Source organism: Rhodococcus sp. DN22, assembly GCF_036669995.1.
Taxonomy (GTDB): domain Bacteria; phylum Actinomycetota; class Actinomycetes; order Mycobacteriales; family Mycobacteriaceae; genus Rhodococcus_F; species Rhodococcus_F erythropolis.
On the sequence record NZ_CP133326.1, the window covers coordinates 207,666 to 231,281 of the forward strand.

Sequence of the window (23,616 nt, forward strand, 5' to 3'; positions counted from 1 at the left end):
GGTCACATTATTCGAACAATGCAGGTGAACGGGGTGGAGGTTCGATCACAAATCGGGAGTGAATCCATTTGCTGCCGTTACCGATACGGCGTGACAGAATCGAAGTTGTGAGTGTCGTTCAGGTCTGCGCCCGGTGCGCCGCACGATGGCCTGTCGTCGGCGGCCCAACGCAGTGGTGCCCGCGCTGCAGCGGCGTCCTGCTGATCCCCACCCGCACCGAGATCTACCAACCACCCAACCGTCGTGGCTTCCGCTGGATCGCGCGCTCACCGTCCGACCCACGCGGCGTGGGGGACGCACCAGTGCGTCGTAGCCTCACCACCCCGCGCTACGACGCCGTCCCGCAGTGGGGACTCCAGGACATCGTCGACACCTCACCGGTGCCGCCCTCGCGAGCGGACCGGATGGCCGACCGAGTCGGGCCGTTGCTGACACTCGCGACAATCCTCTACGGACTCGCTGTGTTCGCCGAACTGGGCAGGTACGCGATCCTGGTGCGTAACCGCACCACGCTGATCCCGCAGTGGCTTCTCACGGTCTCCGACGCCGCCGTGTACTTCACTCAGTTGGGTGGACTGCTGATCTCGGTCTTCGCGGCTGTCGCCGGTGTGTGCTGGCTGCTTCGTCGGCGTCGTGAACACTTCGCAGGTGGCTGTGAATCCGATCCGCGCACAGCGTCGGAAGTTGTCGTCGGCTGCGCTGTGCCGATCCTCAACCTCGTGATGCCGGCCGTTTATCTCTTCGAGTTGGTCCGCCGCGATCCGCGCGGAACTCTGCTGGTGAAGATCTGGTGGGGCTTCTGGGGATTCAGCGCTCTGCTGCTGGTGGTCAACGCGTACTGGCGATCACGCCCGGGGATTCAGGCAATGGCCGACGGGGTTCTGCTGAACGCGTTCATCGCATTGGTCGCAGCCGTCACCGCGGCGTTGACGCTCGTCGTGATCCGACGGATCGAGCGCAAGAGTTGGCGCGGCGAACCCGAATCGGAATCTCGATGGGTGCCAGTGCCGCGCTCGGTGTTGGAAGAGAAGACGGAGTTGGACGAGAAGGAGACCGCTGCCCTGTGAGCCCAGATCGTCGAGGTCCACTCGTCGTTGCGCACCGAGGTGCGTCGGCTGCGCGGCCGGAGCACACCCTCGCCGCCTACGAACTGGCCCTCGAGGAGGGTGCCGACGGGCTCGAATGCGACGTCCGCCTCACCCGCGACGGGCACCTGGTCTGCGTTCACGACCGCAAGGTCGATCGCACCTCCAGTGGCACGGGGATCGTCAGCGAGATGACGCTCGATTCGCTGAACGCTCTGGACTACGGGTCGACGAGCGAACCGGCCGAACTGCTGACTCTCTCCGACCTCATCACCCTCGCCCTGGATTTCGCGCGCCCGGTGAAGCTGTTCATCGAAACCAAGCACCCAGTGCGATTCGGCGGCCTGGTCGAAGCAAAACTTCTCGCGGAACTGCACCGCTTCGGGATCGCGTCGCCGCCGTCGGCCGATCACTCTCGCGCTGTGGTCATGTCTTTCTCGGCTACTGCGGTCTGGCGAGTGCGTCGTTCGGCACCGCTGCTGCCGACGGTCCTGCTCGGTGACGCGTCGCGATACCTCGGCGGTGGTGCGTCGACGGCTGTCGGCGCCACGGCGATCGGGCCGTCGATCAAGGCGCTGCGCGAACATCCCGATCTGGTCGATCGGGCTGCCGCTGCGGGTCGCGCGACGTACTGCTGGACCGTCGACGACAAGGCGGATGTGGACCTGTGTCGTGAGCTCGGGGTCAGTTGGGTGGCCACCAACCATCCCGGGCGCACGAAGCAATGGCTGGGCAGCGTGTAGATTTTGCCCTCGTGGCCAAGAAGAGCAAAAGAAACAGTGGACCGAAGCAGGGCAGCGCACGCGCAGAGAAGCTGGCGGCACGCCAAGCAGAGCGTGAAGCCGCTGCCGGCGCAGTGAACCGCCCGTTCGAGGGCCTTGCCGCCGAGTGCGATCTGGTCGCGCTGCGCGAATTCGTTCCGTCCGCCACGGCTCCGTTGCCGGTCATCGGCTCCGACCGTCCCGTCACGTTGGCGACGGTCCTCCCCGGCGCTGTTGCCGCCCTCGTCCGCGACGAGGGCGAGACGGCCACCGGATTTGTCGGTGTCCAGGTTCAAGCGCACTCTGCCGACCTCGGCGCAGACCTCGCCGCTTCGGTGAACTGGATCAAGGACGCGGCCCCCGGCGACGCGCTTTCTGCCGCGAACCCCGATTCCGAGACACCCGCCGTCACCGAGGTTGTCGATCCATCGGCTCTGCTCGACATCACGGTGCACCAGAACTTCAACTGGTGGATTCCGGAAGGCGTCGAAACCGATCCTGAGGTTGCCGCCACCGTGCAGCACGCCAACTCGGCGATCATGCCCTCTGCACGCCTCGAAGGCGACGGCCTCGTTGCCGCGTGGTGGGTCGACGCCGGCGAGAAGGCGCACCTGCGTTGGGTTCGCCCCGAGAGCGAAGACGACCTGATGCTCGCGTTGGCGCGCGTGCACGCGACCGGTGGACTGCACCTGGGTGAGGGCTCGCGCTACGCAGGCTCGTTCCGCACCCACGGCCTGTTGGTCCCCGTCTTCGACCTCGACCGCGAAAAGCATGCAAACGAGTGGGTAGCGGCAACCGTCGAGCTCGGTGAGCGTCTTGCCGAGGCTCTGGCCGTCGACGCTCCACTGAACTCGGCCGAGCTGCGCTCGCGCGACGGCCTGCGCGGACGCCAGGTCACGCTGCGCTGATTTTTTCGCCAGAACTATAGGCGTTACGCAAAGTTACGGTTAATGTTGGCGGCATGACTTTGTCGCACGACATCTCCGGTAGCGGTCCCACGCTTGTGCTCGTCCATGGCATCGTCCATCGACGGCAGGCGTGGGATTCGCTTTTGGACCAGCTGACGCCGTATCGCCGTGTGGTCACGGTCGACCTGCCAGGTCACGGAGAGTCTCTGCTGCCCGAACTCGGTCCGGACGTCATGGGACAGCTGATCGACGACGTCAGTGAGTTCGTCAAGGAAGTGACTCCGGCGGGGGAGCGCGCCCACGTCGCCGGTAACTCACTCGGCGGATGGATTGCACTCTCGCTGGCCGCGCGCGGAGACGTCGCGTCGGCGACAGCTCTTTCGCCGGCCGGGTTCTTTGTCAATCACCTCGATCAGGTGCGGGCGATCAACACGTTCCGTGCACTGCGCGGCACGGCCAAGCTCATGGGCGATGGTCTGCCACGCGCATTGCGGTACAAGCTGATTCGCTATCCGGCGCTCGCCGCGTTCTTCGCTCATCCGAGTCATGTCGGTTATGCGGCGGCGTTGGCCGACTGCCGTTCGCTCGTGTCCAACGAACTCGTCGATCTCGGTCTCGAGATGGACTTCGTGTTGCCGCCCATCGTGGATCCCACTGTGCCGGTGACGGTTGCGTGGGGTCGACGCGATCTCATTCTGCCCGTGTACCAAGCGCAGCGCGTGAAAAAGCCGTTCCCGCAGGCGAAGTTGATGGTTTTGCCCGGACTGGGGCACGTGCCGATGACAGATGCCCCCGAGCTGATCAGTTCGATCCTGCTGGCAGGAAGCGAACCGTTCGGCTCGAGGGCAAAATCCGTGAGTGCTGCAGGCTAGATGGTTCCGCCTGCTGCGTTCGGCGCACCGGTGGTGTCACCGACGGTGCTCATCTCGCGGGACACGAAGTCTTCGAGGTCGAACAGGTTGGCGCCTGCGCGGTCCGCGATGGTGAGAAGTGTTGTCATGCTGGCAACTTCCTCGACCTGCTCCTTGAGGAACCACTGCATGAACTGCTCACCGAGGTAGTCGCCTTCTTCGCGGGCAGTGCTCGCGAGCTGGACGATCTGCTCGGTGACCGTCTTCTCCTGCGTCAGCGCGAGAGCGATCGGCTCACGGGCATCCTTGAAGTCGGCCTTCGCGGCGTCGACGCCGGTGAGTTCGACGTTGATGTCGCGATCGAGGAAATACTGAACGATCATCATGGCGTGGTTACGCTCTTCCACAGCCTGCTTGTAGAAGTGCTTTGCCAGCTGTGGCAGGTCCGCATTGTCGAAGTAAACCGCTGTCGCGATGTACTGATGCGAAGCGTTGAACTCGTTGCGAATCTGGTCTCGGAGTAGTGCGTGGAATTTGGTCATGTGAGTCTCCCCAGAAGTCATGAATTCCAAGATAGTGCAGGTCAGAGGCCCTGTCATCCCAGTCTGACCTTATTGTGGTAAGCGTTCCCAAACTAAAGAAGACCTAATTTCTTTTCGAATTCGGTGCGGTTATCCATTGGCCCGAAAGCGAATGTTTCATTTAGGAATGTCCTTTTTACCAGGCGAGTTCCGTGCATTTACCGTCACTTCCCTGGAGTTCCACCTGCACGGTGGCGTGCTCCAGTTCGAATACCTCGGCCAGCAAGGTTTGGGTGGCCGCGAGCACCGTAGTGGGATCGGCGTCACTGGCCGCGGTGACGTGAACGGAAGCAACTTCCATCCCCGAGGTGAGTGTCCAGACGTGCAGATCGTGCGCGTCGACGACTCCCGGGAGTGTGTTGATCTTCTCGAGTATCGAGGTGACGTCGATGCGATCGGGAGCCTGCTGGAGCAAGATGCGGACCGCATGGCGGCCCAGGTTGAAGGCGCGCGGCAAGACGAAAAGGCCGATGGCGACGCCGATGACGGGGTCGGCGTAGCGCCAACCGAAAGCGAGCGTGACCAAGCCGCTGACGAGGACGCCGATGGACCCGATCATGTCCGCCATGACTTCGAGGTAGGCGCCGCGGATGTTGATGCTTTCCTTCGCGCCGCTGCGGAGCATCAGGAAGGCGATGACGTTCATCGCCAAACCGACGACGGCGACTGTCGCGACGGGGAGGCCTGGAACCTCGGGCGGATCCGAGAATCGGCTGGCAGCCTCGTAGAGCACCCACCCGGCGACTGCGAAGAGCAGGATCGCATTGGCCAGTGCCGCAAACACTTCCGTGCGGTACATGCCGAAAGTGCGATCCGGGCGCCGTGCTGCGCGCTGTGCGACGAGGATCGCGGCGAGCGCCATGAAGATGCCGAAGATGTCGGTGAACACGTGCGCCGAGTCCGAAAGCAGCGCCAGTGACGAGGTGAAGAAGCCGACCGTCACCTGCAGCACGAACGTCACCAACCCGAGGCCGGCGGCGATCCACAGTTTGTTGACATGCTTGCCGCTGTTGCTGGTCGCAGCCTCGGCGGGAGAGATTCCGTGCCCGTGTCCGTGTGACATCGAAGGTCCTTTCGTCGACGTCAGCCTAGACATATATGCATATATGCGCAATAGTGCATGTCTTAAAAACTATGCAACATAGTTTTAAGGTGGCGGCGTAGACCTTCATTTGTCATCGACGCGAGGACCGAGCAGTGGGAAGACATCGAAAATCCGAGCCGATCAGACCCGGCGGGCGCATGGCCGCGGTTTCCGTGGCGACGGGCGCAATCCTGGCGTCCGGCACTTCCATCGGGCACGCATCGCCGCTTCCAGTTGCAACGGAAGGTCCAGCGCTGGTGTCGGTGCCGGAGATACTCGACCTTGTTCGGACGACGGATCTTGCCGGGATAGCCGAACAACTCGGTAAAACGAGACAACTCGAAGCCGAACGGGCGGCGTTGGCGTACGAGGCAGAAAAGCCGCGGGTGATGGCCCCCGTGAGCGGGACGATGACGTCCAACTTCGGTCCACGCTGGGGAACAACCCATTACGGTCTCGACATCGCAAACTCGATCGGTACGCCCATCGTCTCGGCGACCGACGGTGTTGTGATCGAATCCGGTCCCGCCGCGGGATTCGGGCTCTGGGTCCGCATCCAGCAGGACGACGGGACCGTCGGCGTCTACGGGCACATCAACGAGGCACTCGTGGTTGCCGGTCAGAAGGTGCGGGCGGGTGAACTGATCGCGACCGTCGGCAATCGTGGACAATCGACGGGACCGCACCTGCACTACGAGGTGTGGCAATCTGACGGGCAGAAGACTGATCCGCTCGCGTATCTGAATTCCCGGGGCGTGTCGTTCGGGGAGAAGGCCGCGAGCGGCTGAAGTTCTGTCACGACGCGATGGAGGAGCAATGCAGGGGCTGGGCGGACTCGAAGCCGAGGTCATGGATGTGCTCTGGCAGTCCGACGACGCGCTCTCGGTCAAGGATCTGGTCGAGATCCTGGGTGAGCGTCGACAACTCGCGTACACCACCATCCTGACCGTCGTGACTCATCTCTACGACAAGGGCTGGGTGAGTCGTGAGAAGAAGAGTCGCGCCTACTTCTATCGGCCGAGTCGCAGCCGTGAAGAGGCCACATCCAGGGCACTGCGCGAATTGTTGGACAGCAGTTCCGATTCCGCTGCCGTGCTGTTGCACTTCGCGAAGACAATGACGGACGCTGAGAACGAGGCCCTGCGCCGGGGACTTTCCGGGGAAGGTGCGCAATGACACTGGCCTTGCCGATGCTTCTCGGTGCGGTATTCGTCGGATTTTTGGTTCCGAGAGCGTTACGGGCCGTTTCCTCGACGTTGTCACCGACGGTGCTGCTCGCGGCGTGGCTCGGCAGTATGGCGTCGGCTCTGTATCTCGCTCTCTCCGCGGTCTTGGTTCTGGTGTGGCCGAGCCACGCGCCGGTCGAGGGGCTGGTCGACGGTATCGCTCGGTGTTTCAGCGCCTTCGCGCACGGCACGAGTTCATGGGTGGGTGAACTGATCACCGGCACAGCCGTTGGTGTGGTGGGTTTGACCGCTGTTCGGATCGTGCTGGCCGGCCGCAAACAGGCACGTGAGCACGCGAGAGTCCGAGATTTCCATCGTGATGTTCTCTCGATCGTCGCGCGCCGCGACAACTCGGAGTCCGACGTGTTGTGGTTGGATCATCCGCTGCCGATGGCCTACAGTGTCGCCGGAAAGCCTGGATTTGTTGTTGCGACACAAGGCTTGTCATCCGCTCTTACCGGGGGCGAGCGTGACGCGGTCCTCGCGCACGAGCGTGCGCACCTGAGCGGCGGTCATCACCGAATCGTCGGTGCCTGTGAAGTCTTGGCCGCTGTTCTGCCGGGAGTGCCGTTGTTCGCGGCGGCACCTGCTGCCGTCGGCGCGATCGTGGAACTGTCGGCGGACCGGCACGCCGCTCGCGTCACCAGCCCGGCTGCAGTGCGTTCCGCCCTTGCCGTGGTGTCGAAATCGCCGCTTCCTCAGCCGGACTGGAGTTTGGGCGATCGCGGCGGCGCGACCGCAGTGCGATTGCGTTCCCTGGTCGACGGCGACGTGGCGTCGCCTCGGCGACTGACCTGCGCGGTCGCGGCGTGCGTGCCGGCGGCCGTCACGACGGCCGTTGCCGCAGCCGTGACGGTGGCCGTCTCCGCCGGTATCTGCGCTGTTCTGACCTGATCATTGCTCCAAGGCTGAGTCGATCTGGGCTTTCAGATCTTCGTAGCTCGGCATCTGGGCCAGCTTCACGTCGTTGAGGAACAGCGTCGGGGTGCCCTGGACGCCAAGGCGTTTGCCCTCGTTGAAGTCGCGCTCGACCCGCTCGCGGACGCCGCGGCTGCTGAGGTCGGATTCGAATCGGGTCATGTCCAGGCCGAGATCTTGTGCGTAGGAGCGAAACAGTGCCTCCTGCGATTCGGCGGATTCACCCCACTGCGACTGAGCCTCGTACATCCGTTGATACATCTCGACGAACTTGCCCTGGCGAGATGCGGATTCGACGACCTGCGCCGCGAGAGTGCTGTTGGTGTGACTCGGAATCGGAAAGTATCTGATACCGAATGTGATTCGATCCTCGTACTCGGCTCTGATTCGCTCCATCGTCGGGTACAGCGCGAGGCAGGCCTCACATTCGAAGTCGAGGAACTCGACAAGATTCACTTTGTCGTCAGCGGCCGAGGTCAATCGGTACGCGTCGTCGGTCAGGACGGCGGTGGATTGTGCTGCCCGATCGGTGCTCTCGTTGTCCGCCCTGATCGGATCGACGGTGATGAACGTGATCAGTGCTACCGCGAACAACGCGATCAGGGCGGCGGATATCTTCATGCTTCTGGACACTGCTGTGTACCTTGACCTTCCGTCGAATACTTAAATACTATCCAACATAGTATTTAGGTGTAGAGTCGACCGTACCCGAAAGGATTCGAAGGAGGGTTCGCCCGTGAATCGGAGGTGAACGGTCTGGCGCCGCCGTCGATCGGACAGATGTTGACCTGGGACTCCTCGTCCCTGTCACCTCTTGTTCTACTGGGAGCTGTTCTGGCGCTTTGGTATTGGTGGTCAATGCACCGTGTGCGTGCGCGGGGACGGCTATGGCCCTGGTATCGAACTGCATGTTTTCTGGCCGGGTGCTTGCTGTTGATCGCCGTGACCGGTTCGAAGGTCGAAAGTTACGGGAACGAACTCTTCAGTGTCTGGATGTTCCAGCATTTGACGCTCTCGATGGCGATCCCGCCGCTGTGGGTGCTGGGCTCGCCAGGACTGCTGCTACTGCGTTCGACGTCGCATCGAGGTCCCGGGAGAAATGTTCTGGCGCTTGCACTATCGGCATTGCGCAGCCGTCCGGCGGCCGGACACGTCTTTCTCGAAATCTTCTTTCTCGCCAGCGGTCTGCTCTTCATCATGCCCGTGCTCGCCACCGGACCACTGCCGGTGCGGCAAAGCTATCTCGGCCGGTGTTTCGACCTTTTCGTGGAGATGCCGCTGCACGTGTTCATCGGAGTCGTTCTCATGATGGCGACAAAGCCGCTGCTGACCACGTTCGTGAATCCGCCTCCCGAGTGGGGCGTGGACGTGATGCAGGACCAGCAGTTGGCCGGTGCCCTTGCGTGGTCGTACGGTGAGCCCGTCGCGCTGGTGGTGGTCGTGATCTTCGCGATGCGCTGGAACCGGGACGACAAACGGATGAATGCCGCCCAGGACCGCCGCGCCGAGATCGACGGCGACAGTGATCTGGAGGCATACAACAACTTCCTCAGATCACTGAGCGCCGCCGAGCGGCCGGAGACTCGGTAGGCCGGTGGCCCTCAGACGCCGCCGGCGGGTGTCGGCGCCATTGCGTCGGCAGCTGCCGGTGTGTTCATCTCGCGTGCGACAAACGTTTCGAGGTGGAAGAGGTTGTCGCCGGCACGGTCGACGATGGTGAGAAGTGTTGTCATGCTTGCAACTTCCTCGACCTGCTCCTTGAGGAACCACTGCATGAACTGCTCGCCCAGGTAGTCGCCGGTATCGCGCGCGGTGCGCGCCAACTGCGTGATCTGCTCGGTGACCGTCTTCTCCTGCTCGAGTGCCAATTCGACGGGAGCCCGGACACTGTCGAACTTCGTCACGACGTCGTCGACACCCGGTACGTCCACGTCGAGGTCGTTGTCGAGCAGGTACTGGATCATCATCATCGCGTGACCGCGTTCCTCGGCGGCCTGGCTGTAGAAGCGCGCGGCCATCTGCGGAAGATCGTGTGCATCGAAGTACACCGCTACCGCGATGTACTGCTGCGATGCAGTGAACTCGTTACGGATCTGCTGACGCAGCAGAGTGGTGAATTCGCTCGAGTTCTTCGCCTGTGTCATCCCAACAGATTACTGGGTCGGCGGCACGGACAGGGAGCTACTTGTTGTCGAGCTGATCGATGATGAAGTCGAGAGTTTCCGGCCGGTATCCGTAGACGAACGAGTCCTTTTCGCCGACGTACCAGTCGCCGCACTGAAAAGAACTGCCCTTCTCGACCCCCGTCGGCCACCACTGTGCGGACAGCGATGCCGGACGAGTTTCGACGGTGGGTCGTGCGATGCAGCTGTTGTGATCTATCTCTGTGATGTTCGCAGTCATTCGCAGGATGCGTTCGTTGCCGGTGGTGCGGATGACCTCGTCGATACCCGTCGCGCCGGCGGGAACCCAACTCGGCAGTGTGTCGATTCCGCTGGATGCTTGTGCAAAAGAGAAGGTTTCGGTTTTTTTGTATGCCTTCGACTCGTCGAACTTGTCGAAGGTGCCCGAGCAGGACGTGGCCAGTAAAGCCGCTCCGGCCGAGGCGGCGATGACGGCGGCAGTGCGGAATCGGCGGTGTGCTGTGTTCATACCTTCACGGTATTTTTCCGCCGGCCGTTCCGCGTCCTGCCGGAAAGCGATTTGTTCGCTCGGCCTGTCCTCCCGGGGTACTACCGAAACTCAGGGCGATCACCCCGTGGTGATCAGATCCTGCGGAATCTGCTGATCGTTGGCCAGGGCGTCGAAGAACTGCGAAGCGCGTGCCTTGTCCCACAACAACACGTTGCCCGACCCGTCCACGTCCTCGAAACCGGCGACGGGAACCGTCGTGGTGGTCATCCCGCCGCGAAGCGCCCAGGCGAGTGAGGCCAGATTCCAGATGTGATCGCCCTCGTCGACCTGCAGGGACTTGGCCGTATCGGAGACGAGCGGCCACAACCGGAACGGATTGAGGAACGTACTCGGACTCGTCGCCTTCGACAGCAACGCCGACATGAACTGGCGCTGGTTGTTCATGCGGTCGAGGTCGGCGAGCGCGGTTGCTCGGGTCCGCACGAACCCGAGTGCATCCGAACCCTTCAAGTCCTGGCATCCAGCGGGGAGGTTGATCCCAGCCAGCGGATCGTCGATCGCCTGCGTCAGGCATACATTGACGCCACCGACGGCGTCGACGATGCCGGCGAACCCGCTGAATCCGATCTCGGCATAGTGGTCGATGCGAAGTCCGGTTGCCTCCTCGACGGTCTGCACCAGCAAGGGGGCACCACCGAAAGCGAAGGCGGCGTTGATCTTGTCCGAGCCGTAGCCGGGAATCGGAACGTACGAATCGCGAGGGATGCTGACCATCGTCGTCTTCCCGCTCTTGGGAACGTGGACCAAGATGACCGTGTCAGTGCGCTTGGGGCCGGTGTCACCACCTGTCGCAAGCGCTTGCTCCTGCTCGGGTGTGAGTCCCTCACGACTGTCGGAGCCGACGATCAGCCAGTTCGTGCCCGGAGTATCGGCGACGCGTCCCGCGTAGTCGGGCAGCGCGTCGATTCGATTGAGCGAACTGTCGACGTAATAGACCGCGCCGGCCAGCGCGAGCAGCAAGACCAACAACGTGATGCCGATACGTTTACCCCAGCTACGACGCTTGCGTGGGCGTCGCTGCTTCGGGGGTTCAGGAGGGCGAGGCGGGGCGTTCGGCGGGGTTCGGCGCGGCGGCGCGGGTGCGTACTTCGCCTGGCGTTGCGGATCCTGACGCGGCGGCCCCTGCCTGCGGGGGTCGTCCTGGAACGGCTGCGGGCGTTGGGTCGGCGCCCAGTCCTCACGCCTGGGTTGCTGCGGCGCTTCTGGTGGGACCTGTGACCAGGCCTGATTGGCCGGATTCTGCTGCGGTGGACGTCCGTCGCGGCGAATGACCGTCGGCCCTTCGGGCGGCATCGGTGGGCGCCGCTGCGGGGGTGGGCCCTGACGGGGTGGCATCGGTCCACGCGGGGGCGGCTGGCGCCGCGGAGGTGGCCCTGGCGGCTGGCGCCGCGGAGGGCGCTGAGGATATTCGGAGTCGCCGGTCACCAGTTCACGGTACCGGTCACGGCAGCCAGGAGACGTGATCGCGCAGGAGGGCGTAACCGATGAACGCCACCATGTCGATGAGCGCGTGGGCGATGATCAGCGGCCACAGCTTGCCGGTGCGCTGCCAGTATCGACCGAACACGAGCCCCATGATCACGTTTCCCACACCGCCGCCGAACCCTTGGTAGAGGTGATAACTACCGCGCAGGAGCGAGGACGCGAGCAGAGATTTGTTCTCGCTCCAGCCGAGTGTCCGGAGGCGAGTGATCAGGTAGGCGACGACCAGTACCTCTTCGGCGCCCGAGTTCGCGATCGCGGACAGTACGAGGATCGGCACCCGCCACCAGTGGTCGTCGAGCGCGCTGGCCTGGACGGTGAGGTTGAAGCTCAGTGCCTGAGCGACGAGGTAGAACAAGAGTCCGGGGAGGCCGATCACAGCGGCGAGGCCGAATCCCGGAGCTATGTCGCGACCGAATCGAGGTTTGGGAGTCAGGCCCGCAGCACGTGGACCGATCCCCGAACGCCACAGTAGATAGAGTCCCAGCGCTGCCCACGCGAGAAGCTTTGCAACGCCGAGTAATTGGCGCGCCAGGTCGATCCAGTCGATGGCAGCGCGCGACGGGTTGAGTGCAACCGTCTGATCCGAGAGCGCAACCGGCGTCGCCAAGGATTCGGCGAGCGAAAGGATCCCGGACAATCCGCTGAGCCCGAAGGTGACCAGCAGAACGATAGTGATCTCGATCCGGATTCCGCGTCTGGCGGCGGGATCTAGTTCCGGGTCCGTTCGAACGGGAGACGGCGGCCGTAACCAGGTGCGGACGGTTTCGCGGGCATTCACCCGCGCAACGCTAGCCGTTTGCAGCGCCACCCGATCGGAGGCCGTTGAGGAAAGGGCACCCGACAAGCATGCGGATGGCACGGCTCAGCGCGGGAGCGTCGTCGACGGGGTTGGCGAACGGCATCCACACGTCGCGGTCACCGGTGTGATCCTCGACCCGCAGGCGCAGTCCGTAGCGGTCGATGCCGAGTGGGCGAACGCGTCCGGTGCGCATGTACGGGGGAAGCTTGCGCACGAGCAGGTCCACGAGATCGCGGTGGTCTTCGTCGAGATGCTGCAGCCACGCCGTCTCCATTTCCCAGAAGGGATCGGGGCTGGCGTTCAGCAACTCGTCCACGGCGACGGGCTCTGCCCCCGTCGAGTCGGCGACAACGGCCGAGGCCAGGCTCAGGCGAAGGAGGACCGAGGTGTGGCCGATGTCGAGGAGCCCCGGGTGGGGATGTTCGGATGCGACGTCGTCGGCGAGAACGCGTGCCTCGTAGTCGGGCACGGCGTGCAACGAGCCGCGAAGCCACACGAGGGAGCGCACGGGCTCACGCAGCCGCAGTGGTGCGTGATCGGTGATCTCGAGGACGGCAGGCAGTCCGCCGCCGCCGGAGTTCCAGGCCAGGGCCGCAGCTGCGGAGGCATGTGGGACTGCAACGACGACGTCACCGTTCGAACGCAGGTGATGCACCGACGTGACGGTGGGATCGCTGCCTTCGATGGCGAGAACTGCGTCCTGTGCGCGCACACAGGCGCTGCGGACGCGTTCGGCGGTGGACGGGCCGGTGCTGGTCTTCGTTGCCATGCTGCCCCCTTGGCGGGTGTTCTCTCGAACTCCATCGGATGATGAGGTAACCCTAACCTAAGGCGCTTCGGTGTGAATCGCAAGACTTTTGCGCAACTCGCGTGGAATCCGCCGCCTGCGCCGGGGTTACGGTTTGTCTGTGGCCATTCCTCTTTCACTCGGGCTGCCCGCCCCGAGAAACTCGCGCGGACTCCTCGAAGCACTCTTTCTCCCGGTCGTTCCGGCGTCGGCGCTGATCGGTGGCGAAGCAGCAGGCCGGGTTGTCGTCCGCCTCGATATCGATCCGGAAGAACTGCGCGCGGACACGGATGCGTCGTACGAGGCCGTCCGTTTCGACGTCGACGTCACCACCGACCAGATCGACGACGCGATCGCGCTACGTCTGCCCGCTCCGCTCGCGGTGTACGTCGACGGCGGCGAAGAGGATCTGACACCCGCCGAAGCGGCGCTGCGCCTGTGCGAAGGTGGACGGATCCCCGGACTCGCCGCCGGTCTCGCGCCCACCGAAGTGGCTGATTTCCTGGCGGTGCTCGCGCACGAGTCCGTCGGTTTCGTAGCCCGCGCAGCCGACGGCGACGAGGTGATCGCCCTACTGTGTGGCACCGTCGCTGCACTACGCGGCGACGACGTGCGCGCCGCGATAGTCGATCCGAAGCCCGAAAAACTCGCCGCGCTGATCCCGGAAGCCGCGTCCGCGATGCGCGAGGTGCTGCTCACGATCGAGGTCGCGGATCTGCCTGCGGTGGAAACGGCTCTGCGTGCCGCGGGTTTGCAGTGACCGGCGTGGGGCGATGCGTAATCTTTTAGGCGTGCCAAGAATCGCGTATTTCGGTCCGTCGGGAACCTTCACGGAGATAGCTCTCGCCCAGTTGGAGGCTGAGGGCGCGTTCGGCGAAACCGTCGAGCGAGTACCGGCCGGCAGTCCGCCGGCGACTCTCGACATGGTTCGCGATGGTTCCGTGGACGGGGCCGTAGTTCCCTTCGAGAACTCGGTGGAAGGCGGCGTAGCGCCGACGCTCGATTCACTCGCTCTCGGTTCGCCCCTGCAGATCGTTGCCGAAACCGATCTGGACGTGAGTTTCTCCATCCTGGTTCGCGCGGGGACCACCGCCGACCAGGTCCGCACGATCGGGGCCTATCCGCATGCGGGCGCACAGGTCCGCGGATGGATCGCCGAGAACCTGCCCCAGGCCGAGGTGGTGTTGGCCTCGTCCAACGCCGGTGCGGCGCTGGACGTGCAGGCCGGAACGGTCGACGCCGGTGTCTCCACGGCTTTGGCCGGTCAGATGCTCGGACTCGACAGCCTGGCGGACAACGTCGCCGATGTGGGCGGCGCCCGTACACGCTTCGTGCTGGTCACCAAGCCGGCTCCGGTTCCCGAACGGACCGGTGCCGATCGGACCGCGCTGGTGCTTCACCTCGACAACGCTCCCGGCTCCCTGGTGCGCGCACTCTCCGAATTCGCCGCTCGCGGTATCGATCTGACTCGGATCGAATCACGTCCGATGCGAACGGAATTGGGTACGTACCGGTTCTTCGTGGACTGCGTCGGACACGTCGAGGACTCGCTGGTGGCCGAGGCGATGCGTGCACTGCATCGCAAATCCGGAGTCCGCTTCCTGGGGTCGTGGGCGACAGCGAATTCGACCGGGCCACAACCTCCTTCGGACGAAGAAGCGATTCGGTGGATCGACCAGCTCAAGCATGGAGGGGGAGAACGATGACCGGAAGGCTCATCCTCGTTCGGCACGGTCAGACGGAGGCGAATGTCGCCAAACGTCTCGACACCGCTCTGCCCGGAGCAAAGCTCACGCCGGAAGGGTTGGCGCAGGCCGAGACGTTGGGCATCGGCCTGGCTTCGGCTCCTCCTCTGGCGCTCGTATCGTCCTTGGCTTTGCGTGCCCGGCAGACAGCAGGTTTTGTGGAGCAGGCCGCCGGTGTATCCCTGGATGTGCGGGACGGACTGCACGAGGTCCAGGCCGGTGACCTCGAGGATCGCACCGACGAGGCCGCGCACCGACTGTTCATGGAGACGTTCCATCACTGGCACACCGGCAACCTCGGCGCTCGCATTCCCGGCGGTGAAACGGGATACGACGTCCTGGAACGGTACGTCCCCGTCGTCAATGCGCTGCGCGAAGAATTTCTGGAAGGCTCACGAGACGGCGGCGACATCGTCGTGGTGAGTCATGGTGCTGCGATTCGTCTTGTCGCCGCCCAGCTTGCCGGTGTCCCCGGACTGTTCGCAGCCAACAACCACTTGGCCAACACCGAGACCGTCGAACTGTTGCCCTCAGCTGATGGCGGCTGGGAATGCCTACGCTGGGGAGCCGTCAACCCGCCGTTCGAGCACCGACTCATCCCCGGCGCCGACGACGTGATGGGCTGACGGACTGCTTCACCACCAACCGGTCTGGACGCTCAGTTGGCGCCCGAGTTCAGCCGACAGTGTGCTCACGTAGCTGGCTGTCAGGTGGTGGGAATCGTGATACACCAACACATTTCCCTCCATGACCCGGCACAGTTCCGGTCCGCACACGCCGTCGCTGAGGTCGAGTAGACGGACGTTGGTCAGATCGGCAATTGCCGACGGCGCCGGATTGACGTCGCTGAGCATTTCGGACCGTGGCATCGCGCAGTGATCGGGTGACGTGGTTGTCGCCAGACAGTCGATCGCGCGATAGGCGACGCCGTCGTGGTGCAGCCAGGGGGTATCGCGAATGGCGAGTACGTCGATACCGTCGCGCCCCAGTTCCTCCCATACGTGAACGTACGACTCGGGCGTCACGTCACCAGGGCCGTCGGAACTCGGCCTGGTTGCCGTCGTGAACACGAAATCGGGTGAGGCGTCGGCCAACTCGGTCAGCACTCCACGCGACCAGTCGACACAATCCGGATAGTCGTTGTCCGACAACGTCTGCATGGAGTCGACGGTGAGCGGGCAGCCCATCTTCAGATACGTGTCGACGCGGAACCCGTGACTCTTGCCGAGTTCGTCGAGCGCAGTGAGCCAGTGCTCGGAGTGCGAACCACCCGCGAGCGCGATGGTTCTGTCTGCATCGGCGTCGCCGTAGGTGCAGTGGACGACGTCCCGCTCGAGAAAATCGGCGATACAGCCGTCGAGCGTACTGGCCGGAAGGTCCAGTGGCGCATCGAAGATCGAGGGAACCATCGACGCCTTGGGTACTTCGGCACCGTCGGTGAGCGCGAGTGCGCCGGGATGGGTCGGGAGGTCGAGGGTGTCGACCGCCCGCTGGCCCGTCGTCTGGCTGCTCGCGTACGACTGCCAGGCGACCGAAGCGGCGAGGACCGCGGCAGCGGTGACGACGCATGCCAGGACGGTGTACCGGCGCGAGCGGCCTCCGCGCTCCACCGGAACCTCGACCAGGCGCCGGAGTGCAAGCGCCCCCGCGACGGAGAGGGCGATGATCAGTGCCCCGCCGAGCAGGCCGGCTTCGGGGCGTCCGGTGATCACGAGTGCAAACACCAGAATCGGCCAGTGAATCAGGTACAGCGCGAATGCGAACGAGCCGAGCCACGTCAGTGCCGGATGGGCGAGCGTCTTCGACGTCCAAGGTGTGTCGTCGCCGACTCCGGACAGTATCAACGCAAGAGTGGCCAGCACCGGTACCAGCGCCCACGGGCCGGGGAACTGCTGGGCGCCGTCGAGCACTATGCCGCACAACAGGATCGACGAAAGCCCCGCCCAGCCGATCGTCGCTCTGACCGAGAACGGCAGGGATGCGATCTGCCGACTGCGCGTGCTGGTCATCAGAACGGCCAGCAGACCACCGAGGGCCAATTCCCACAACCTGGCGCCGGAGTCGTAGTACGCCCAGGCTTGGTGACGCGAAGATTTGGCGAGTGCGTAGAGAAAAGATCCTGCGGTCAGAACCAGAAGGGTGACCGCGAGTGACGGGCGGAAATAGTTGGGATTCACGCGTGAAGCCACATAAGCGATCACGGAGACGAGTGCGATGGCCAGGAGATAGAACTGACCTTGCACGGCCATCGACCACAGGTGCTGCAGGGGAGTGACCGAGCCGTCGGCGGCCAGGTAGTCGCTTGCGGTGCTGGCGAGCTGCCAGTTCTGGAAGAACCCGAGCACCGCGATCAGTTGATCGCCCAGATCGGCCCAGCGTGTGCGTGGCAGCAGCAACGCGGTCCCCAGTGCGGTCAAAATGCTGACCACCGCGATCAGGGGGAACAGCCGCAGAAACACCCGCCGCAGTGCCGGGACCGGGTTGAGTGAACCCCCGGCTTCGGCGCGTCGAACCAGTGAGCCGACGAAGAAGTATCCGGACAGAACCAGGAAGACGTCCACCCCGCCCGATACCCGTCCGAACCATACGTGGAATACGACCACCAAACCGATGGCGAGGCCACGCAGTCCGTTCAGGTCTTGTCGGTGCGGTGTTGTTGCCCGTTCTTCGTTCGGCCGGTCGATCGTGGCGACCGAGCCTTGTTCGCCCGGTGACGACGGTTGACGCGAGAACTGCATGCTGAAGTAAGGCTCCGGGCGTTGAAGGGACGCCCCGAGGTTACCCGGAAGTCTCCGGCGTCGATTCCTCGAGTTCGGTTACCAGCGCGTTCACGGCTTGTCGCAGGCGATGCGGTGTTCCGGAACTGATGGACGTCCACTCGGTGCCGTCGGCAGCCCGAGTAGTCGAACCCACGAGCCGGCCGGCCAAGGTGTCGTACACAGTCACTGCGCCGGTCATGAGCGTCGTCGCTCCCAAACTGTGTGGTATTCCAACCAATTCGGCGAAGGCGGTGCATGTGACGATTGCGCTACCCAGTTGGCGCGCGTCGTCTTCGGGTATCCCGGCGTTGATCAAGGCCGAGGTCACGCTGTCTGCATCCGGGCCGGCGCCGAATGCCAGGCTGAGCATCTCGGTCGGTGCGTTGATCACGGCAATCGGCATTGCTTCGGCGCTGCCGAGCGCGGTGACGACGGGTGCAGCTGGTTCGGCGGTGACGCTGCACAATGCGAACGAAGAATCGGTTGAAGTTGCTTCGACACAAAGGAATTCGCCCTGTGCGACGCAGAGGCGTGAAATCCTTCCACCGACATGCCGACGCAGCGCCAACTCCCATTTGGGGTGGGTCAGGACGCGCAGGCGGGCACTGAGTTCGTGATGGATCTCCCCGCCGGGGAGGAGATCGCGCTCGGAGAGCGAATCTGCCGCGGACTGCATCGCCGTATGGTGAGCGCTCGCACTGGCGTGAACCGTCGCGCCACCGAGAACCACGGGAAGCGCATCGAGCCCGAGTCGCTCACGTACATAGTCGATTTCGTCCTGTGACAGGGCGACGACAGGCAAATTCCACCCATCAGGTGAGGTGCCGAGGTCCACCATCAACGCTCTGCAGTTTCGAGTGCGCCACCGATCACGGACGGGATGACTGTTCGGCCGTCGGCGAAGTGCTCGAAGTGCTTCAGATAATCGGGTGTGTCGTGCTCGGTCTCGTCTTGAGATTGGGCCGCATGACGGCCGCCGGCGATCGGCGCAGATCCGCCTGCGGTTCGGGCCGGATCCACTTTGACGGTATCGACGGTGCCCTGAACCGGCGAGGTCACGGGGTTCTGGCGCGCGGCGCTCTGGCCGGTGGAGGGATCCGGAAGAGCGTGCCGGCCGGTGCTGCTGCTCGACGACGAGCCCGCGAATGCTCCGGCTCCGGTGGTCGCGGAAGCTGCGCTGACCTGTGCCGTTGCCCGACTTGCCGAGGGGGCGCCGAACAGTGATGGTGTGGAAGCGCCGAGTCTCGCGCCGCCGAGTCCTGCGCCACCGAGCCCTGCGCCGCCCAGTCCGGTGAGTCCTGCTCCGGCCGTCGCGAGAGTTGATGCGGCAGTGGTGGCGCCCGTGACGGCGGTGGTCGCGGCACTGACGGCGGCCGACGCTCCACCGGAGATGGCACCGGCCTGTGAGGCAGCGGCGGCAAATACCGGGTTGGAAGCTACGGATGCGACAGCAGCGGTTGCGGCGCGCACGGGATCCGCGATTACGTCAGCGAGCGTTGATGCCGCTTGCACGACGGACTGTCGTGCAGCACTGCCTGGGCTTTCGGCCGAAGCGGATGCCCCAGCTGTGGGTTCCGCGATGGACGGTGGTGAATCGAAGTTCTGCTGCACGGCCAGATGCGTCGTTGCGGCGTCGTACGTTTCCATCGTCACCGCCGCTCGAATTTTGAGTGCTTCTTCGGCAGCCTCGGCGGCAGCAGCCCCGCCGACCAGGGCCCCGCCGATGGAGTACGCGGCGACCTTGGCCGCTTGAACCGCCGCGATCTCCGCCAGGGACGGCATGGCCAGGGTGGCGACGGTGTAGGAACCGGACTGCACTTGGGCTTTACCAGCGGTTTCTCCGGCGAGCAGCGCGGCCGAGGCAGCCCATTCCTGGAACGGTGCGAACTTGCTCAACGCGGCATCCGCGGCTTCTCCTGACCACCCGGTGCGAAGGTCCGCCATCACGCGAGAGATGGACGCAGCGGTGTCGGTCAGTCCGGACGACACGGTGGACCAGGCCCCGGCCGCCACACCGAGAGGGACCGGCCCGGCCCCGGCGACCAGTGCTGCAGAGTTGGGTGCTGCGCCCCGTGGATACCAGATGACGCCGGTGATGCCGACCATTGTTCTTCCCCCCAGGAAGTGTGACTGTGTTGCCGAGTTGCCGAGTTGCCGAGTTGCCGAGTTACCGAGTTCGATTTCTGTCGATCAGATCGGTGCGGCTGCCAGGCTGGACTTGGTGAGCTGGTCTTCGAGCTCGTAGGCAGCTGCATTCTTGCGCAGAGCTGCCGCAGCCGCGGTGAGCTCCTCGATTGCCCGATCGGTGGACGAGGCAAGGCTGTCCGAGATGGTGTTGAAGTAATTTGCCGCGCTACCGGACACTTCCTCGGATCCGGCTGGGAGAACGCGTAGCGTCGGCTGCGCAGTAGAGACGATTCCGCGCAATCGCGTCGCCGCAGACTCGAGTTCCATTGCGGCGGCAACTAGGGCTTGAGGGTCGACGTACATAGTGCCGAACTCCTTCCTGACCAGGGCGGATAAGTGGTCGGGAGGTCGTGCACAAAGCCGTAGAAATCCCCCCGCACATAGTTTGATGCATACCGGCCGCTTTTGGTTCCCCCGAAATCGGACGACTTTGCCCTCAGCCCCAGCCGAGTTCGTGCAATCTGTCTTCTTCGATGCCGAAGTAGTGCGCGATCTCGTGGATGACGGTCACGGCAACCTCGTGAACAACCTCGTCCTCGGATGCACAGATGTCGAGTATCGAATCGCGGAAAATAGTGACCGTGTCCGGCAGGTACCCACCGTAATGAGAATCCCGCTCGGTCAGAGCGACGCCCTGATACAAACCGAGCAGCCCCGGTTCTTCCTCGTCACGTGCTTCGACAAGCACCACGACGTTGTCGATGGCCTTGGCAAGTTCGGGCGGAATCAGATCGAGCGCCTCGCCGACCAGTTCCTCGAACCGGTCGGGCGTCATAGTCACCGTCATGGCTTACGACGGCGGAGCTGCGCCGGGCAACGGCGTCGGCAGCGACCGACCTTCCGGTGCAGCGGGTGGCGGGACCGGAGCGGCGCCGTTGATCAGGATTTCGCCCTTGGCGCTTCCGGTGATCGCGGCAAACCCGCCGGTTTCGACCTCTTTGCCGATCGAACAATTGACTCGGCGGCTACCGGCCAACCAGCTTTCCAGTGAAATGTTGTCCCAGAACAGCGTCAGCGTCTTGTCGCGAAGCGCGTCTGCGGAACCAAGGTACTCGTTGGACGCCTGAGTGCAGACGCCCTCGAGGTAACGGTCCTGATCTTCGACCGACGGCATTGCGCCCGGGAACTGAGTGCCGAGGTCGATCACCGAAATAACCTCGTATGCATGCGGTTTCGCGCAATCGACCGGATCGGTCGGGAGGTTCTGGTTGATGCCGATGCACGTGCCGACGTCCCACACGTTCGACTGGTCCTGGTCCGCCACGCGGCCCACGAACGGTTGTAGTTCGCCGGTCGTGGTCGAGAACTGCAAGCCGCAACGCAGTGCGCGCTCGCCCGAAGCCCAACCCGATTCGCTCGGGAACATCAGGCCGACGCTGAACTTGCCCTTGGGATCGAACTTCGAATCGAGGTAGGACATGACGATGGGTGTGCAGTGCTCGTCGCGGAGTTCGGCGAATCGAAGGGCGCCCGGGTACCGGGAACCGGGGCCGAACTCGGCGCCGGGGAACACCGACAGGTCGAGTGGTCCGGCAACCTCGAAGCGGTGTTCAGTTCCGCACTGAACCTTTGACATGTCCGTGCGGTCCCCGCCCGACTCGGTCGCAGGCGTCCAGTTGAGGCAGTCGCCGGCCGCAGCCGCGGTGAAGGCGTCGTCGCGAGTAGATCCCGTCGCTGCCGGACCGCCACCACTGACACTGACCGAGGACGAGTCGTCCTTGTTCAATCCACCGGAAATCGCGATCGTTGCGATCGCGGCGACCACCGCACCTACCGCCACAGCAGCCAGGACCCGACGGGTGCGACTCGCTGAGACAGTTTTCTTCGCCGGCGTCCCCTGGGGATCTGCCGGATCTGGCGACTTCTCGATCTTGTCTTCGGACATCGATTCCATCATGCCTGTTGCCGTGGCGATATCGAACCTTCACTACAAAACTCACAAACGCGTCTGTGAGTATTTTGTAATCATGAGCGAAAACACCCCACTCGATCCCGAGGCTGTCGAGCTGGCGGGCCGGCTCTTCGACATGGCACGAACCGGCGACGCGGCCGGGCTGGCGTCGTACGTCGATGCTGGAGTTCCCGTCAATCTGACCAACGAGAGTGGCGACACGCTCGTCATGTTGGCGGCGTATCACGGTCACGCTGACGCCGTCGTTGCCTTGATCGAGCGCGGCGCCGACGTCAACCGGCCCAACGACAAGAACCAGACGCCCCTCGCCGGAGCCGTCTTCAAGGGCGAGGATGCGGTGGTGAAAGCGCTGGTGAGCGGGGGAGCCGACCCGAAAGGTGGACACCCGACTGCCGTCGACGCGGCTCGGATGTTCGGACGCGAGGACTACCTGAGTCTGCTCGAATCGTGATCTCCCCCTCTCCGACGTGGACGTGACCGTCGGCGAGCTGCGGTGAGTGGGTAAAGTTCGAAGTCGTGATTGACCTCAAGTTTCTCCGTGAGAACCCCGAAATCGTCCGCGAGTCGCAGCGCACCCGTGGAGAAGATCCAGGACTGGTCGACGCTCTGCTCGAAGCCGACGCGTCCCGACGCGCTGCCGTTCTGACCGGAGACAACCTCCGCGCAGAGCAGAAGGCCTTCGGCAAGAAGGTCGGACAGGCATCTCCGGAGGAGCGTCCCGCGCTGCTCGAGGGTTCCAAGGAACTGGCGGCCAAGGTCAAGGAAGCCGAGGCCGCGCAGCACGAGGCGCAGGCCGCGCTCGACTCCGCACACCGCGCGATTTCCAACGTCGTACAAGAAGGTGCGCCGGCCGGCGGCGAGGACGATTACATCGTGCTCGAACACGTCGGTGAGATTCCGAAGTTCGACTTCGAGCCGAAGGATCACCTCGAGCTTGGCGAGTCGCTCGGCCTGATCGACATGGAACGCGGCGCCAAGGTTTCGGGTTCACGCTTCTACTTCATGACCGGCTACGGAGCCATGCTCCAGCTCGGACTGCTGCAGTTGGCGGCGCAGAAGGCGATCGCCAACGGATTCACGATGATGATTCCGCCGGTGCTCGTACGCCCGGAAATCATGGCGGGTACCGGCTTCCTCGGTGCTCACTCGGACGAGATCTACCACTTGCAGGATGACGACCTGTACCTTGTCGGAACTTCCGAGGTACCCATGGCCGGCTACCACTCGGGCGAGATCCTCGAACTGAACGAAGGCCCGAAGCGTTACGCCGGTTGGTCCTCGTGCTTCCGCCGTGAGGCCGGTAGCTACGGGAAGGACACCCGCGGCATCATCCGTGTCCATCAGTTCGACAAGGTCGAGATGTTCACGTACTGCCGTCCCGAGGATGCCGACGCCGAACACCAGCGTCTCCTCGGCTGGGAGCGAGACATGTTGGCCGCCATCGACGTTCCTTACCGCGTGATCGACGTCGCCGGCGGAGATCTCGGTTCTTCGGCTGCGCGTAAATTCGACTGCGAGGCATGGGTTCCGACGCAGGGCACCTACCGCGAGCTGACATCGACGTCCAACTGCACGACTTTCCAGGCCCGCCGCCTCGGAGTTCGGTACCGCGACGAGAACGGCAAGCCGCAGACGGCTGCCACTCTCAACGGCACCCTGGCAACGACGCGCTGGATCGTGTCGATTCTCGAGAATCATCAGCAGGCCGACGGCTCGGTGCGAGTGCCCGAGGCATTGGTGCCGTTTGTCGGCACGGATGTGCTTCGCTGACACGCTGAACCAACACCATCAGGGCCGCGACGGACTCCGTCGCGGCCCTGATTCGTACTTTCGT

The 23,616-nt window shown here is 63.9% G+C and carries 27 protein-coding genes; 13 read left to right on the forward strand and 14 right to left on the reverse strand.

Annotation, left to right across the window (positions count from 1 at the left end):
- Positions 1 to 107: 107 nt before the first annotated feature.
- The 4 genes from RA302_RS00920 to RA302_RS00935 are packed head-to-tail and all read left to right on the forward strand — an operon-like array spanning position 108 to position 3,626.
- Positions 108 to 1,067 carry a DUF4328 domain-containing protein gene (locus RA302_RS00920; protein WP_166501621.1) on the forward strand — a complete coding sequence of 320 codons (960 nt, stop codon included), beginning with the start codon at positions 108 to 110 and terminating at the stop codon, positions 1,065 to 1,067.
- A complete protein-coding gene (locus RA302_RS00925) occupies positions 1,064 to 1,828 on the forward strand; it encodes a glycerophosphodiester phosphodiesterase (protein ID WP_019746370.1) in 765 nt (254 codons plus the stop codon). The genes RA302_RS00920 and RA302_RS00925 overlap by 4 nt, the downstream gene beginning before the upstream one ends.
- A gap of 11 nt (positions 1,829 to 1,839) precedes the next feature.
- Positions 1,840 to 2,754 (forward strand): DUF5926 family protein, encoded by a 915-nt coding sequence (locus RA302_RS00930; protein ID WP_024487903.1) that lies wholly within the window; start codon positions 1,840 to 1,842, stop codon positions 2,752 to 2,754.
- A 53-nt stretch (positions 2,755 to 2,807) separates the two neighbouring features.
- A complete protein-coding gene (locus RA302_RS00935) occupies positions 2,808 to 3,626 on the forward strand; it encodes an alpha/beta fold hydrolase (protein WP_003944129.1) in 819 nt (272 codons plus the stop codon).
- Here the strand turns inward: RA302_RS00935 and RA302_RS00940 are convergent.
- A complete protein-coding gene (locus tag RA302_RS00940) occupies positions 3,623 to 4,168 on the reverse strand; it encodes a ferritin (protein WP_024487904.1) in 546 nt (181 codons plus the stop codon). The two genes, RA302_RS00935 and RA302_RS00940, sit on opposite strands and share 4 nt — an antisense overlap.
- Positions 4,169 to 4,322: 154 nt before the next feature.
- Entirely contained in the window at positions 4,323 to 5,249 is a 927-nt protein-coding gene (locus RA302_RS00945; protein ID WP_166501622.1) for a cation diffusion facilitator family transporter, read from the reverse strand.
- Positions 5,250 to 5,428: 179 nt separating this feature from the next.
- Between RA302_RS00945 and RA302_RS00950 the strand changes: the two genes are divergently transcribed.
- From RA302_RS00950 to RA302_RS00960, 3 genes are read left to right on the forward strand one after another with little or no spacing between them, the layout of a single operon-like run.
- A complete protein-coding gene (locus RA302_RS00950) occupies positions 5,429 to 6,058 on the forward strand; it encodes a M23 family metallopeptidase (RefSeq protein WP_020968091.1) in 630 nt (209 codons plus the stop codon).
- Between the two features lie 28 nt (positions 6,059 to 6,086).
- Complete coding sequence (locus RA302_RS00955; protein ID WP_019746375.1) at positions 6,087 to 6,446, forward strand: BlaI/MecI/CopY family transcriptional regulator; 360 nt, start codon at positions 6,087 to 6,089, stop codon at positions 6,444 to 6,446.
- Positions 6,443 to 7,390: a M56 family metallopeptidase gene (locus RA302_RS00960; protein WP_151531821.1), complete on the forward strand. Its 948-nt coding sequence runs from the start codon at positions 6,443 to 6,445 to the stop codon at positions 7,388 to 7,390. Before RA302_RS00955 ends, RA302_RS00960 begins: the two co-directional genes overlap by 4 nt.
- On the opposite strand, the gene RA302_RS00965 is transcribed toward RA302_RS00960, so the two are convergent.
- Positions 7,391 to 8,035, reverse strand: coding sequence for a thioredoxin domain-containing protein (locus RA302_RS00965; RefSeq protein WP_031330996.1), 645 nt, complete (start codon positions 8,033 to 8,035; stop codon positions 7,391 to 7,393).
- A gap of 126 nt (positions 8,036 to 8,161) precedes the next feature.
- Between RA302_RS00965 and RA302_RS00970 the strand changes: the two genes are divergently transcribed.
- Positions 8,162 to 9,004, forward strand: a complete 843-nt coding sequence (locus RA302_RS00970; RefSeq protein ID WP_166501623.1) for a cytochrome c oxidase assembly protein — start codon at positions 8,162 to 8,164, stop codon at positions 9,002 to 9,004.
- An 11-nt stretch (positions 9,005 to 9,015) separates the two neighbouring features.
- Here RA302_RS00970 and RA302_RS00975 read toward each other — a convergent pair whose 3' ends face one another.
- The 5 genes from RA302_RS00975 to RA302_RS00995 form a co-directional block, all read right to left on the reverse strand.
- Entirely contained in the window at positions 9,016 to 9,558 is a 543-nt protein-coding gene (locus tag RA302_RS00975; RefSeq protein ID WP_166501624.1) for a ferritin, read from the reverse strand.
- A gap of 37 nt (positions 9,559 to 9,595) precedes the next feature.
- Positions 9,596 to 10,066, reverse strand: a complete 471-nt coding sequence (locus RA302_RS00980) for a hypothetical protein (protein ID WP_029254187.1) — start codon at positions 10,064 to 10,066, stop codon at positions 9,596 to 9,598.
- A 99-nt stretch (positions 10,067 to 10,165) separates the two neighbouring features.
- The gene (locus RA302_RS00985) at positions 10,166 to 11,401 is read right to left on the reverse strand and encodes an LCP family protein (protein WP_020968096.1); all 1,236 of its coding nucleotides are present in this window, start codon (positions 11,399 to 11,401) and stop codon (positions 10,166 to 10,168) included.
- A gap of 148 nt (positions 11,402 to 11,549) precedes the next feature.
- Entirely contained in the window at positions 11,550 to 12,371 is an 822-nt protein-coding gene (locus RA302_RS00990) for a type II CAAX endopeptidase family protein (RefSeq protein WP_166501625.1), read from the reverse strand.
- Positions 12,372 to 12,381: 10 nt separating this feature from the next.
- Positions 12,382 to 13,161 (reverse strand): DUF2470 domain-containing protein, encoded by a 780-nt coding sequence (locus RA302_RS00995; protein WP_019746383.1) that lies wholly within the window; start codon positions 13,159 to 13,161, stop codon positions 12,382 to 12,384.
- A gap of 139 nt (positions 13,162 to 13,300) precedes the next feature.
- Here RA302_RS00995 and RA302_RS01000 point away from each other — a divergent pair, with 139 nt between their 5' ends.
- The 3 genes from RA302_RS01000 to RA302_RS01010 are packed head-to-tail and all read left to right on the forward strand — an operon-like array spanning position 13,301 to position 15,550.
- The gene (locus tag RA302_RS01000) at positions 13,301 to 13,939 is read left to right on the forward strand and encodes a hypothetical protein (RefSeq protein WP_046377726.1); all 639 of its coding nucleotides are present in this window, start codon (positions 13,301 to 13,303) and stop codon (positions 13,937 to 13,939) included.
- A 13-nt stretch (positions 13,940 to 13,952) separates the two neighbouring features.
- Complete coding sequence (gene pheA, locus RA302_RS01005) at positions 13,953 to 14,885, forward strand: prephenate dehydratase (protein WP_029254189.1); 933 nt, start codon at positions 13,953 to 13,955, stop codon at positions 14,883 to 14,885.
- Positions 14,882 to 15,550 (forward strand): histidine phosphatase family protein, encoded by a 669-nt coding sequence (locus tag RA302_RS01010; RefSeq protein ID WP_019746386.1) that lies wholly within the window; start codon positions 14,882 to 14,884, stop codon positions 15,548 to 15,550. The genes pheA and RA302_RS01010 overlap by 4 nt, the downstream gene beginning before the upstream one ends.
- A 9-nt stretch (positions 15,551 to 15,559) precedes the next feature.
- On the opposite strand, the gene RA302_RS01015 is transcribed toward RA302_RS01010, so the two are convergent.
- The 6 genes from RA302_RS01015 to RA302_RS01040 form a co-directional block, all read right to left on the reverse strand.
- Positions 15,560 to 17,662, reverse strand: coding sequence for an acyltransferase family protein (locus RA302_RS01015; protein ID WP_166501626.1), 2,103 nt, complete (start codon positions 17,660 to 17,662; stop codon positions 15,560 to 15,562).
- Positions 17,663 to 17,702: 40 nt separating this feature from the next.
- Positions 17,703 to 18,521, reverse strand: coding sequence for an ESX secretion-associated protein EspG (locus RA302_RS01020; protein WP_060938687.1), 819 nt, complete (start codon positions 18,519 to 18,521; stop codon positions 17,703 to 17,705).
- A complete protein-coding gene (locus tag RA302_RS01025) occupies positions 18,521 to 19,789 on the reverse strand; it encodes a PPE domain-containing protein (RefSeq protein ID WP_166501627.1) in 1,269 nt (422 codons plus the stop codon). The genes RA302_RS01020 and RA302_RS01025 overlap by 1 nt, the downstream gene beginning before the upstream one ends.
- Before the next feature lie 84 nt (positions 19,790 to 19,873).
- The gene (locus RA302_RS01030) at positions 19,874 to 20,173 is read right to left on the reverse strand and encodes a PE family protein (protein ID WP_031332657.1); all 300 of its coding nucleotides are present in this window, start codon (positions 20,171 to 20,173) and stop codon (positions 19,874 to 19,876) included.
- Between the two features lie 133 nt (positions 20,174 to 20,306).
- Positions 20,307 to 20,657, reverse strand: coding sequence for a metallopeptidase family protein (locus RA302_RS01035; protein ID WP_007736028.1), 351 nt, complete (start codon positions 20,655 to 20,657; stop codon positions 20,307 to 20,309).
- A gap of 3 nt (positions 20,658 to 20,660) precedes the next feature.
- Positions 20,661 to 21,755, reverse strand: coding sequence for a septum formation family protein (locus RA302_RS01040; protein WP_029254194.1), 1,095 nt, complete (start codon positions 21,753 to 21,755; stop codon positions 20,661 to 20,663).
- An 82-nt stretch (positions 21,756 to 21,837) separates the two neighbouring features.
- Between RA302_RS01040 and RA302_RS01045 the strand changes: the two genes are divergently transcribed.
- Together RA302_RS01045 and serS are read left to right on the forward strand one after the other, a co-directional pair.
- Positions 21,838 to 22,233: an ankyrin repeat domain-containing protein gene (locus RA302_RS01045; RefSeq protein ID WP_003945404.1), complete on the forward strand. Its 396-nt coding sequence runs from the start codon at positions 21,838 to 21,840 to the stop codon at positions 22,231 to 22,233.
- Between the two features lie 65 nt (positions 22,234 to 22,298).
- Entirely contained in the window at positions 22,299 to 23,552 is a 1,254-nt protein-coding gene (gene serS / locus RA302_RS01050; protein ID WP_003945400.1) for a serine--tRNA ligase, read from the forward strand.
- Positions 23,553 to 23,616 lie beyond the last annotated feature (64 nt).